This is a genomic window from Domibacillus aminovorans, from assembly GCF_001643235.1.
GTDB classification, from domain to species: domain Bacteria; phylum Bacillota; class Bacilli; order Bacillales; family Domibacillaceae; genus Domibacillus; species Domibacillus aminovorans.
On the sequence record NZ_LQWY01000030.1, the window covers coordinates 39,805 to 53,159 of the forward strand.

11 protein-coding genes are annotated in these 13,355 nt (G+C 37.3%); 8 read left to right on the plus strand and 3 right to left on the minus strand.

Features of this window, described 5'->3' with window-relative positions; genetic code table 11:
• The first annotated feature begins 14 nt into the window (after positions 1-14).
• The 6 genes from AWH49_RS11315 (at position 15) to AWH49_RS11340 (ending at position 8,808) form a co-directional block, all read left to right on the plus strand.
• Complete coding sequence (locus AWH49_RS11315; protein WP_063965790.1) at positions 15-1,208, plus strand: nucleoside transporter C-terminal domain-containing protein; 1,194 nt, start codon at positions 15-17, stop codon at positions 1,206-1,208.
• 566 nt (positions 1,209-1,774) lie between these two features.
• Entirely contained in the window at positions 1,775-4,861 is a 3,087-nt protein-coding gene (gene ileS / locus AWH49_RS11320; protein ID WP_425305709.1) for an isoleucine--tRNA ligase, read from the plus strand.
• Between the two features lie 266 nt (positions 4,862-5,127).
• The gene (locus AWH49_RS11325) at positions 5,128-5,934 is read left to right on the plus strand and encodes an ABC transporter permease (protein ID WP_063965792.1); all 807 of its coding nucleotides are present in this window, start codon (positions 5,128-5,130) and stop codon (positions 5,932-5,934) included.
• Between the two features lie 4 nt (positions 5,935-5,938).
• A complete protein-coding gene (locus AWH49_RS11330) occupies positions 5,939-6,718 on the plus strand; it encodes an ABC transporter ATP-binding protein (protein ID WP_063965793.1) in 780 nt (259 codons plus the stop codon).
• Between the two features lie 13 nt (positions 6,719-6,731).
• Positions 6,732-7,799 (plus strand): ABC transporter substrate-binding protein, encoded by a 1,068-nt coding sequence (locus tag AWH49_RS11335; RefSeq protein WP_034287152.1) that lies wholly within the window; start codon positions 6,732-6,734, stop codon positions 7,797-7,799.
• Between the two features lie 190 nt (positions 7,800-7,989).
• Positions 7,990-8,808, plus strand: a complete 819-nt coding sequence (locus AWH49_RS11340; protein ID WP_211268397.1) for a histidinol-phosphatase — start codon at positions 7,990-7,992, stop codon at positions 8,806-8,808.
• A gap of 407 nt (positions 8,809-9,215) precedes the next feature.
• Here AWH49_RS11340 and AWH49_RS11345 read toward each other — a convergent pair whose 3' ends face one another.
• The 3 genes from AWH49_RS11345 to AWH49_RS11350 all read right to left on the minus strand — a co-directional run bounded on the left by AWH49_RS11345 (position 9,216) and on the right by AWH49_RS11350 (position 11,790).
• The gene (locus AWH49_RS11345) at positions 9,216-9,905 is read right to left on the minus strand and encodes a fructose-6-phosphate aldolase (RefSeq protein ID WP_063965794.1); all 690 of its coding nucleotides are present in this window, start codon (positions 9,903-9,905) and stop codon (positions 9,216-9,218) included.
• A 363-nt stretch (positions 9,906-10,268) separates the two neighbouring features.
• Positions 10,269-10,463, minus strand: coding sequence for an HPP family protein (locus tag AWH49_RS19250; protein WP_082862797.1), 195 nt, complete (start codon positions 10,461-10,463; stop codon positions 10,269-10,271).
• Positions 10,450-11,790 (minus strand): aminotransferase-like domain-containing protein, encoded by a 1,341-nt coding sequence (locus AWH49_RS11350; RefSeq protein WP_063965795.1) that lies wholly within the window; start codon positions 11,788-11,790, stop codon positions 10,450-10,452. Before AWH49_RS11350 ends, AWH49_RS19250 begins: the two co-directional genes overlap by 14 nt.
• Before the next feature lie 117 nt (positions 11,791-11,907).
• Here AWH49_RS11350 and AWH49_RS11355 point away from each other — a divergent pair, with 117 nt between their 5' ends.
• Together AWH49_RS11355 and AWH49_RS20980 are read left to right on the plus strand one after the other, a co-directional pair.
• Positions 11,908-12,819, plus strand: a complete 912-nt coding sequence (locus AWH49_RS11355; protein ID WP_063965796.1) for a DMT family transporter — start codon at positions 11,908-11,910, stop codon at positions 12,817-12,819.
• 204 nt (positions 12,820-13,023) lie between these two features.
• Positions 13,024-13,152, plus strand: a complete 129-nt coding sequence (locus AWH49_RS20980) for an SRPBCC family protein (RefSeq protein ID WP_280512826.1) — start codon at positions 13,024-13,026, stop codon at positions 13,150-13,152.
• Positions 13,153-13,355 lie beyond the last annotated feature (203 nt).

A 13,355-nucleotide genomic window follows, 5' to 3' on the forward strand; every position in this document is an offset into this window, starting at 1 on the left:
CAGGAGATGATAACATGTATTTTTTGTTAAATGTACTGGGAGTATTAGTTGTTCTAGGTCTCATTTACCTATGTTCACCAAATAAAAGAAACGTTAAATGGAAATCCATTTTGACATTGTTGATTGTTGAACTACTTATGACGTGGTTTATGTTATCGACTAAAATCGGGACATGGGTCATTAATCAAATAGCATCGTTCTTTACATGGTTAATTACTTGTGCAAATGAAGGGATCTCTTTTGTATTCCCATCCGTCATGGCTAACGAGCAGGTTGATTTCTTTTTTAGTGCATTAATGCCGATTATCTTCATTGTCACCTTCTTTGATATTTTAACTTATTTCGGAATATTAACATGGCTTATTGATAAAGTAGGCTGGCTCATTTCTAAAGTATCAGGTTTGCCAAAGCTTGAGAGCTTCTTTTCCATCCAGATGATGTTTCTTGGGAATACAGAAGCATTAGCAGTCCTCCGCTATCAATTAGCGACTTTAAGAGAACAGCGTCTGCTAACATTTGGAATTATGAGCATGAGCAGCATCAGTGGTTCGATTATTGGAGCTTACTTATCCATGGTACCTGCAACCTACGTATTTGCCGCAATCCCATTAAACTGCTTGAATGCTTTGTTGATCGCAAACATGCTAAACCCTGTCGATGTGAGCAAAGAGGAGGATATCGTTTATGTTCCTGCTAAACATGAGCGAAAAGATTTCTTTTCCACCATCTCGAACAGTATGCTTGTTGGAATCAGAATGGTCATTGTCATCACGGCGATGGTTATTGGATATGTAGCCCTAACGGCTAGCATAAATGGAATTTTAGGATTCATCGTTGAAGGTTTGAGCGTTCAGAAAATATTCTCTGTTGTTTTTAGTCCATTCGCGTACTTGCTTGGTTTGTCTGGAAAGGACGCCATGTATGTTGCTCAATTAATGGGGATAAAGCTTGCTACCAATGAATTTGTGGCAATGCTCGACTTAAAGGATAAGATTAGCGGGCTAGCTCCACATACCGTTGCGGTCGCGGTCACTTTCTTAACTTCATTTGCCAACTTTAGTACAGTCGGTATGATTTATGGAACGTTTAATTCTATCCTCAGTGAAGAAAAATCACATATAATCGGAAGGAATTTTTGGAAGTTATTGGTGAGCGGAATGGCTGTTTCGTTGTTAAGCGCTATGGTTGTTGGATTGTTCATATGGTAACCAATAAAGAATTTCTATGCTAGTGGAGCGTCTAATTGAAACAATAATTTAGAGAAGATTTTACCGAGAAGCTTATTAGAGAAGTTTACGAAATACAGAAACTTATCTTTTGATAGTGAATTGAAGTTTATATCAAAAGCTAAATTTTAAATGTTGTTCAAGTCTTTCAATTTAGGAAGTTGTTATTGGTATAACTTACAATTGGAGGACTTCGATCTTGCTTTACTTGACTTTTGTAATTTTGCAACGTAAGATAAACACAAATAAAATATTAATTCAATGACGAGAAAGAGTAATTATGTAATTCTTATCCAAAGAGAGTTGACGATTTGCTGAAAGTCAACGTTAAGACCATAATGAAAATCCTCTCCGAGAAGCAAAGCTGAAAACATATAGGCTTTGACGGTATTCTACCGATAAAAAGAACACGTATGATAGTACGTAGTGAGATGAATTAAAAACCACTGCTTATGGTTTTTTATTTTTATTATCAAAGGTTATATAGCCATATATATAAACTCGATCCTACGTAGTTAGGGATCGAGTTTTTTTATTTTAAAAATGAGGTGGTCGAAGTGAAAGAAACTCCTTTACAAAGAGAACGAAGAATCAGAGAAGACTGGAAGAAAAATGATACTTTTCAAAAATCCATTTTGAGCAGAGAAGGTAATGAAACCTTTGTATTTTATGAGGGACCACCAACTGCCAACGGTATGCCGCATGCAGGTCACGCATTGGGCCGAACAATTAAAGATTTTGTTGCCAGATATAAAACAATGGCAGGATATCAAGTAATAAGAAAAGCTGGATGGGACACTCACGGTTTGCCTGTAGAACTAGGAGTGGAAAAACAATTACAAATCCGTGGCAAAGATGAAATTGAAAATTATGGTGTAGAGCGGTTCATTGAAAAATGTAAAGAGAGCGTTTTTGCTTATGAAAAAGAATGGAGACAATTTACCGATTTACTTGGCTATTGGGTAGACATGGGTAATCCTTATATCACTTTAGAGAATAGTTATATCGAGTCAGTCTGGAACATCCTTTCAACGATTCATCAAAAAGGCTTCTTATATAAAGGACATCGTGTTGTCCCTTACTGTCCAGATTGTGAAACATCACTCAGTTCCCATGAAGTTGCACAAGGATACAAAGATGTTACAGATTTATCGGTAACTGCAAAGTTTCGCGTAGTTGGATCAGAAAACGAGTATCTTTTGGGGTGGACAACAACCCCCTGGACACTCCCTGCTAATGTTGCAATTGCTGTAAATCCAGACATGAACTACGCCAAAGTGAAGAGAGACGCAGAGGTATTTATTGTTGCAGAAAGCCTGGTAGAGACTGTTATGGGAGAAAGTTATGAAATTGTTAGTGTCTTGAAAGGCAAGGACTTGACGGGTATTTCCTATGAAGCACCTTTTGACTTTATTTCTATTTCTAAAGGACATCAAGTTGTGGCTGCTGATTTTGTAACAGACACAAGTGGAACGGGTCTTGTTCATATAGCACCAGCATATGGAGAAGATGATTACCATGTAGTTAAAAATAACGAATTTGATTTTGTGAACGTTGTTGACAGCAAAGGTTGCTACAAAGAAAACGTAACACCTCTTGCGGGACGATTTGTAAAAGATTGCGATGTAGAAATTATCAAAATGCTGTCAAAAAGTAATTTGTTGTTTGAAAAACAAAAATACGAACATAGTTATCCTCACTGCTGGCGCTGTGATAGTCCCCTTATTTACTACGCAATGGAAAGTTGGTTCATTAAAACAACGGCAGTAAAGGAACGTATGCAATCAATAAATCAATCAGTTGAGTGGTTCCCTCACCATATAAAAGACGGAAGATTCGGGAAATTTTTAGATAACATGGTCGATTGGAATATCGGAAGGAATAGGTATTGGGGTACACCGTTAAATATTTGGGAGTGTAAAGAATGTGGAAACGAACTGGCTCCAAATTCAATCGAAGAGTTGCAGCGCCATGCCACTAGTGTTGTGCCAAACGATATTGAGTTGCACAAGCCATATGTAGACGAGGTGCACTTAAAATGTTCATGTGGATCGACTATGAAAAGGACAAGTGAAGTTATAGATGTTTGGTTCGATAGTGGTTCTATGCCTTTTGCACAATATCATTACCCTTTTGAGAACAAGGAATTATTTAATAAACAATTCCCTGCAGATGTTATTGCGGAGGGCGTGGACCAAACAAGGGGTTGGTTTTATAGCTTACTTGCGGTATCAGCTCTGCTTACTGGGAAAACACCATATAAACGTGTACTCTCTTTAGGACATATTTTAGATGAAAATGGTCAAAAGATGTCTAAGAGTAAAGGCAATGCTCTTAACCCGGTAGATCTTATTGAAGAATTTGGTGCTGATGCGTTGCGATGGGCTTTGCTCGCTGATAGTGCACCCTGGAATAACAAACGTTTTTCTAAACAAATAGTCAGCCAGGCTAAATCTAAAATTATTGATACATTGCTAAACGTGCATTCTTTTTATTCTATGTATGCCAAAATTGATCAATTTGATCCGAGTGTTGACCTTGGTGGAACTCGTTTAATCTTAGACAATTGGATTCTGTCCCGGTTGAATACCGTCACAGGAGAAGTAAGAAAGAGCCTAGATGCTTATGATTTTACAGGAGGTGCAAGAACTATTTCATCTTTTGTAGAAGAGCTAAGTAATTGGTATGTAAGAAGATCGAGACAGCGTTTCTGGAGTAGCGGTATGAGTGAAGATAAGAAGGCTGCCTTTAGTACACTTTATGAAGTACTTGTGAGGGTGTCTCAATTAATCGCACCTTACACGCCATTCATTGCGGAAGACATCTATTCAGATTTAAAAAAATCAAGTGTTCATCTGTCAAATTATCCAAAACCTGACGACAAACTCATAAATAAAGAATTAGAAAAGGACATGAATGGCGTTTTACAGGTTGTTGAGCTAACAAGATCGGTAAGAAATACAGTTGGTATTAAGACCAAACAGCCTTTGGCGAATTTATACGTTCTATCATCTAAACAATCAGCCATCTCTAACTTAAATTCGTATGCGTCGATTATTAAAGATGAAACAAACGTCAAGCAAGTTCATTTTAGTGATGATCATTCTGGGTTGTTACAATATAACCTTAAATTAAATTTTCCTGTTGCTGGACCAAAGCTTGGAAAAGTAGTTGGTGAAGTTCAAAAAAAGGTTAATAATTTCAGTAGAGAAGAAATTAATGCTTTGCTTGAAAATGGCCATGTTAAAATGACATTAAAAAATGGTCAACTAATTAAGCTTGATGAAGAAGATTTTATTGTACAAAAGATTGCAAAAGAAGGATTCAGTCATGCGGAGAGTGAATCATACCTTGTCATTCTTGAAACAATCCTAAATAAGGAACTAAAAGAAGAAGGGATGATTAGAGAAATAATAAGAGCTGTGCAAACTTACAGAAAAGAATTAAATCTACCAGTAGATTTAAGAATTAATTTATATATGAGTATAGCCCCTGAAATGCAGGAAATGCTCATGAGATATGACTCGCTATTGCGGAGTAATCTCATTCTAAATTCCATTTTTTTTAAGGAAGTTGCGGGCATGAAAAGTTTCAAAGTGGAAGGAGAGGATTTAGGATTATTTATTGAAAAATAATTGTTTATGGAAGGGGCTGTCTCAAAAGTCCGTGAAAACTGACTTTTGAGACAGCCTTATTTTTGTGCATAATCTGGTGTTATGTTAACTTTTAATGAATATACATGTATCGTATATTCGTTGTTTTTTTGGTTTGAGGAGTTTTTATTAAACTTAGATACTATTTTAGATAGTTAGTTTATGATATGAGCTAACGATTGGCACCTTGTGTTTTGTGCACACATTTTCGAACGCCTACATATTATTCTGATGAAGAGGTGGTGAAAATGAAGGATATAAAAAATCCAATCGAAACGGAAAAACAAGAATGGCGCAAACAACAAACAAAGCGAAGACTGAAGACATGGTTAACCATATTTTCCCCCATATGTCTTTTGCTTATTTGGCAATTTTTATCTCAAAGTGGACTGATTGACGCACGATTTTTCCCGCCACCCACCGCCATTATTTCTACATTTATTGAATTACTCACAAGTGGTGAATTGTTTCATCACATAAATATTTCCTTGTTTCGAATCTTCGCTGGTTTCTTACTAGGTGTCATTCCTGGGGTCATCATCGGTTTGTGCATGGGCTTGTATGCACCTATTCGACATTTTATTTCTCCTCTTATTATGGCGTTAATGCCCATTCCCACACTTGCTTTATTACCGATTATTTTAATTATCTTTGGCATTGGTGAAATGTCGAAAGTCGTCACCATTGCGGGAAGTGTTTTTTTCCCCGTTGTGATCAATACAGTCGCGGGTGTCATCTCAATCGACTCCATTTACTTGGATGTGGCCAAAAACTATGGAGCCAGCAGGAAAGACTTCTTTTTGAAAATCGCTTTACCTGGCTCGCTTCCAGTCATGCTAGAAGGGATTCAGATGGGGCAGGCCATCGCCTTGCTGACCATAGTCGCAGCTGAAATGATGGGGGCAAGGTCAGGAATTGGTTATTTGATTTGGACGTCCTACAGTGCCTTTTTATTAAAAGAAATGTTTGTTGGATTGATTCTTATTTCGTTTTTTGGCTATATCTTTTCATTGTTATTACGGGGGCTGCAACGAAAACTAATACCGTGGAGGTGACGACGTGAGCCCGAACCCCAAAATATCGATTCATGAATTGACGAAAGTGTTTTATAAAAAACAAAATAGCGTCACTGCGCTTGAGAATATTTCAATTGATATCGAAGAGGGAGAATTTGTTTGTCTTGTTGGACCGAGCGGTTGTGGAAAAACAACATTGCTTCGCATATTAGCTGGACTTGAAAACCAAAGTTCAGGTGACTTCAAAATTGAGAGAAGTAATGAAGATCGTCCGAACCAGTCTATGGTGTTTCAAGAACGAGGCATTCTACCGTGGTTAACGGTTGAAGAAAATGTAGCGTTCGGCCTGAAGATGCGTCATTTGCCAAAAACGCATGTAAAAGAACGAACAAACTATTTTTTGAATAAAGTGGGACTAGCAAAATTCGCAAAAATGTACCCGAAAGAGCTGTCCGGTGGGATGAAGCAACGGGTCAGCATTGCAAGAGCATTTGCGAATGATCCAGAAATTTTGCTGATGGATGAACCGTTTGGGGCGTTGGATGAGCAGAACCGATATATTTTGCAAGAAGAACTGTTATCCATTTGGTCTGAAACAAAGAAAACGGTGTTGTTCATTACGCATAGTATAGACGAAGCGTTGTATTTAAGTGATCGGGTATTACTCATGAGTGCACAACCTGGCAAAATCATTGATGAGGTGAAAATAGATTTGCCGCGGCCAAGAAAACTGGAAGACATGCGATCAAATCCAGTAATGTCTTCCAAATTTTTGGATATTTGGCGGCATTTGCAGGTGGAAGTACAAGGGTCAAGAATGTGAAGGGGGCGTATTAATGAAAAAGTGGTTAGGGATGTTAGGCGTTTTACTTTTACTGGCGGGGTGTGCGGAAGAGGGATCGATGAAGATCAATGACGACGTAAGTAAAGATAATCCGTCTGGCGATTTAGCACCTTTAAGTAAGGAGACGAAAGTTGTCATTGCGGAAGATGGTTCTGCGTCAGGCGCAGGTTTTTATATTGCCAATGAAAAAGGATATTTTGATGACTACAACATTGAAGTGGAGTTTGCGACATTTTCGAATAGTGATGATATGTTACCAGCCCTCGCATCCGGTGATGTGGATATTGCAGGCGGCATATCGTCCGCGTCATTTTTTAATGCTATTGCCCAAGGAATTGATGTGAAAATTATCGCCGATAAAGGGCACAATGAAAAAGGAAAATCGTATTTCACGTTTGTTATAGGTGCTGATAAACAAGGTGAAATAAAGGACTACAGTGATTTGAAAGGCAAAAAAATTGCCGTTTCCACTGAGCATGCTGTGGATGATTACATTTTCCATCAAATGCTTGAGCACGCAGGTCTGACGAAAGACGACGTTGAATTTGTGATTATGTCTGACTTTGGCAACATGATGGCAGCCATCGAAAATGGCTCGATTGATGCGGCGCTGCAAATTGAACCACTCATTACACAAGGTGTAGCAGAAGGCATTCACGTTCGTTTCGGTGATGCAACCGATTTCGCACCGGAAGCACAAATCGCGATGGTACTTGGATCACCGCAATTCATGAAAGACGAACAAGATGTGTCGTTACGCTTCATGGCCGCGTATTTAAAAGGGGTTCGTGATTATAACGATGCCTTCAAAAAAGGCGAAGGGAAAGACGACATTATCGACATCATGACACAATACACCGCTTTAAAAGATGCTGCCGTTTGGGAAGATGTATTTGTGACAGGGCTTGATCCAAATGGCAAGATGTTCATTGATGATATTCGTGATCAGTATGAAATGTATAAGAAAAATGGAGCCATTCGTGGGGAATTCAATTTTGACGAAGCGATTGATACGTCCATAACAGAAAAAGCAGCCAAGATTATTGGCGAATATAAATAATCATTGTTAGAAAAGAAGTTAAACTCTAGTTGATAAAAGTTTACTGCATATTAAGAAAAGCGGCCCGAATGAAAATCGGGCTTCTTTGTTATCCGGTTGAAGACGAGTTTTATCATTAAAGTAAGTTGGATTCATTCTTATTATATATGTTAAAATTTATAAAAATAATGTAAGAGAGGTGCTGAGAAAAATGAAGCCCGATTTGAAATTTGATTTCCATACCCATCACGACCGCTGTGGACATGCTGTAGGAACGATACGGGAGTATGTAGAAGCTGCTATTGATCATGGTCTGGATATGATCGGGATTTCCGATCATTCACCTTATTTCTTTAGTAAAGAGGATCATCTGTATCCGGGTATTGCCATGGCTAAAACTCAATTTTCGGAATATGTATCAGAAGTTTTGCAGTTGAAAAAGGAGTATAGCGGGAAAATTGATGTTCTATTAGGTGTAGAATCCGATTTCTTTCCTGAACATGCAGATTTATATCGCCAGCAGTATCATTTGTATCCGTTTGATTACATTATCGGTTCGGTACATGTTGTAGACGGCCTTAATATTTTTAAGAGAGGTCGCTGGGAAGGCTTGTCGGATACAGAAAAACGGCAAACAAAAGAAAATTATTATTACTTAATAGAGGAATCTGCCCGGAGTGGATTATTCCAAATTCTAGGTCATATTGATGCGATGAAAGGTTTTTATCCTTCCTTTTCAGCTATTCAAACAGAGACGATTGACAAGACATTAAAAGTCATTGCAGAATTTGATCTAGCGATAGAAGTGAATACGTCGGGTAAAACAAAAGATTGCGGTGGATGGTATCCGGCAGATGAGATCCTCGAGCGAGCACTGTATTATGGTGTAAAAGCCACATTTGGATCGGATGCTCACACGCCAGGCCGTGTAGGTGATGATTTTGAGTTGGTGAGACAACGACTTAAAGAAATTGGGTATAAAGAGTGGGCCTATTTCAAGAGTAAAAAAAGATTTCTTACAACATTATAAAAGGGTACCAAATGAGAAGAAGTCAAATTAACTGCGATCGGCTCCAAAAATAATAAAGGCCGGATACATCATTCTTTTTTCGCGTCTGTCTTTGCCTGAGTGCATGTTCTACATACCCTGAGCATTAAGAATAGAACTAAAAAAAGGCACGGCTCGCGTTATTGGGCAGTGCCTTCATAAACATTTTCCAGTTTTAGTATTCTCTCATGTAGACGCCTCAAACATTATTAGAAAGTTCTTGAGCAGCAAAGATGATATCTTTATTTCCTTTCAAATGAAAAAAAGGGATATCCCTATTACAGGAAGTCCCTTTTCTCATTATTTATTAGACTAAAGTTGAAACATTGAAACTCGCTCTTTTTTGCCATGAAGGAAGGAATCCAAAATAGTATGGTTAGGATTGCCTATCACATTTTTACTTTATCGGTATTGACAACACTCTTCTCGCCATATGCTTTTTGCCAATCGTCACTGAAGGATTGAACATTTGCTTCCGTTGCCGGGTGTGTTAGAAAACCTTTGATAATATCGGGTGCAGCTGTCACACCGTGCGCTCCATCTAGACAAACGTTATGCACTTGTTGAATATTTTTAAAACTGGCAGCCAGTACTTGGCAGTTATAGTGATGCTTCTCTAATAGTTGTGTAATCTCTTTCACTACGTTGACACCGTTTCCTGTAAGGTTATCGATTCGATTCACGTACGGTGCTACATAAGAAGCGCCTGCTTTTGCTGCTACATATGCTTGTAAAGGCGTATAGACAGTCGTCCCTAGTGTGCGTATACCTATTTCTTTTAACGTTTTAATCGCCTTTATCCCTTCATTCGTAACAGGTATTTTAACGACCACATTACCTGGTACGGTCTCACGTATATACTTCGCTTCTTTAATTATGTCTTCTGCCTTAAACGTAAGTGTTTGGACGAATAATTCTCTTTCATTTCCGATAATTTCGCTAATTTCCTTAAGCAATGGAAAAAAATCCAATTTTTCTTTTACAATGATACTCGGATTTGTCGTCACTCCGTCAATTGGATAATAGTCAATGAGTTCTTTAATCTCTTCTACATTCGCTGAATCAATAACTAATAACATATGGATAACTTCCTTTCCTTTTGCCTTCATTTAATAGAATTCAACAAACAAACGCCGATCCCTTTCTTTTGACGACATATGCACCTAGCAACTGAAAGGTGAATAAAGTAAAGCAGTAATCTTTTTTCGACAAAATCAAGAATGAGGTGAGAGAAGATGTCATCCTATTTCTCCAATGTCCTTCAATATGTTATACAGCCATGGGACAGTATCCCATCAATATAAATTTAAATGAATAAACATATCCGTAACGATTGCGGAAAAAGCTGCTCAAGTACTGAGTGGTAGCATGACTATTTAGATTTCAAGACAAGGATTTTGGTAGCGAGAAGGATGTTTCTCGCTACTTTTTTATTGAACGCTTCATTTCCAAAAAAGAGGATCTTTTCGGCTTGTTCTCAGATTATTAATCACTAATGCATAGAAAACAATGATGATTGAACCACCAATCACTATAGGTGAAACTAAGTAGCTCCAATTATATCCTCCTAAGATGACAATAATGGGACCTGCACCCGCTTGGGGATATGTAGTTTTGTCATTATCAGAAAAAGTAATATTGTGGGTTGTTTAATGCGTTTGCAATTTTGCTAATACCTTCATCAATTCGATGTTCGTCAACATTTGAAACATTTAGCTTCAAAATCCGTTCATGGTAAAAGTCATCTAAATAGTTTCTTTCAACTGAATCTAGGTATATACGCTGTTCATGCAAATGATGAATCAGTGATTTTATATTCGCTTGTTTGGGTAACAGAATGTGACCATGCATAACAATTTCGGATGATGATTCATACATAGATAAATGAGTCTGCAGTGATTGCTGCAGGATTTTTGCACGAGCAGTATATGTATCACTCACTTGCATTCGATAATGTGCAAACATACCACTTTTCAAATAGAGCTCCAGTGCTGCTTGTGAAATCATGGAGCTATCAATATCAGTGGTCGTTTTGAATCGTTGAAACGTATTTATTAATGCATTTGGAAGTACTGCTAGTCCGATTCTTAAACCTGGAAACATGATTTTTGAAAAGCTTTTTAAGTAGATAACGAGTTCGTGAACATCATCTGCAAAAAGAGGATCATTCTTTTTATTGCACTCAAAATCAGCCAAATAATCATCTTCTATAATATATACATCATATTGGTGTGCTAACTGCAAAATAGCCTCTTTTTCTTTTTTACTGTTTGACGTACCTAAAGGATTATGAAATCGCGGCATTGTATAAAAGAATTTAATGTTATCTTCGCGGAAAATTTGTTCTAGTCGATTTAAATCAATTCCTCTTGCTGTTCGTTGTATGCCTACTACTGGCAGCCGATAGGTTTTCAGCATATCCATATATAAATGATAGCTGGGCTGTTCAACTAGTATGGTGGAACGATTATTTGGAAAAGGCATAATACTTAGTAGAGAAAGAGCCTGTTGAACACCTGAAGTGATGGAAATCTGATCGGAATGCGTGAATATTTGATAAGCTTCTAAGTGTTTTTTAGCTTCTACGATCAGTGAGGGCAAACCCTTTGGCGTTCCATAGCGAAATAGGTCTTCTTGATATGTATCAATCGCTTTATTAATGCAGTGTTGAAAGTCTTTATAAGGAAAAGCGTGCCAAGTTGGAGATGAAGTGGCAAAGTCAATGCTGTCAGTATACGATGGTGCTTTGAAAACCTGGTGGTCCATGACATAATAGCCACTTTTCGGTATGGCATAAACGATATGTTGATCCTCTAATCTTTCAAGAGCGGCAAGGATGGTACTTATACTACAAGAATAGTGTTGTGATAAATTTCGAATAGAAGGTAATTTTGCACCCGCTGGTAAATCTCCAGCTTGAATTTGCTGAAGAAGTGACTGATAAATCCATTCATATTTGAGCATAATATTCCTCCTTGCATATCTGTATCGGTACAGACGTGTATTTTTTATATCGTACAAATTGCCGATTTTATTTACGATAGTGATACCGGCCGGATAGAAAACAGAGGAGAAATGGATATGACTGAAAAAAGAACTGCTTACATAGCAGCAACAATTTATGCAATGATTATTGGACTGTCATTCATGTTTGTCAAAATGACATTAACTGTAGCAACACCACTTGATACATTGGCTCATCGGTTTACCATCGCATGGATGGCTGCCACAGTGTTATTGCTGTTTAAAAAAGAATCTATAAAAGTAACAAAAAAAGATGTACTTACGATTGTCTTGTTAGCGGTACTATATCCCACACTCTTTTTTGCCTTTCAGGTTTTTGGACTAGTTCATATCACTTCTTCTGAAGCTGGTATCATTCAAGCGACAGTCCCAATTTTTACGTTAGTTTTCGCAAGTATCGTGTTAAATGAAAGCTCAACACGAGGTCAAAAAATAGCTGTTAGCTTATCTGTACTTGGTGTTATTTATATTTTGTACATGAATAGAGTAGGAGCTGAAAACACGAGTGTTCTCGGGAGTGGTTGGATTTTACTTTCAGCAATTGTTGCCTCACTGTACAACGTATTTGCAAGAAAGTTGACACAACGCTATTCATTATTGACCATCACATATGTAATGACACTTTTGGGTTTTATCGCTTTTAATGTGTTAGCACTTACAAACCATTTGATTAATGGTACAGTGAATCAGTTTATCCAACCCTTTTTGCATATTGATTTTGTCATCGCTATTTTATATTTAGGGATTTTGTCATCTCTTGTGACGTCTTATCTTTCCAATTTTGCTTTATCACAATTACTAGCTTCTCAAATGAGTGTTTTTAGTAATTTAGCCACACTCATTACGATACTAGCAGGTATCGTCTTTTTACATGAAGCATTTCATTATTATCATGCAATTGGTACATGCATAATCATTGCTGGCATTATTGGTGTGAATTATTTTGCGAAGAGAGTGCCGTCTCAATGAGAAAATATCTGTTACTATTATTGATTAGCTGCATTTGAGGCTCCCCATTTTACTTTGTTGCAATAGTGACAAATGACATTGGTGCGATTACATTATCAGCCTATAAGGCTATTATAGGGTAAGCTGTTTATAGATTATCCAGCTTTTCTACTTTATGTACGAGAAAAAATCACACTTGGGAAAAATTATTAGAGGTGTCCTTAGATGAAACAATGGATAAAAGATATTGAAATAGAAGCACCAATTGAACAAGTTTGGAAGTTGTTTGATGGTTCGTTAGAAAATATGCAAAAACTTATGCCACAAGTTATGGAGAACAAACCAATCAATTGAATTTGTTGAACGAGTTAAAAATGTAGCTGAAGTCGAGAGTAACTAAATATATTGTTTATTGTATTTTCTTGTTCTGCTGATATGCACGAAACTAAACCAAAGGTGCTTTGCATATTATGATTTAGTAACTTGATTACTTTAAGTTCACTTAAGATATTTCGAGAGCGTAAAATATCTTGTGTAAATGAATAAACAGAAAAAGG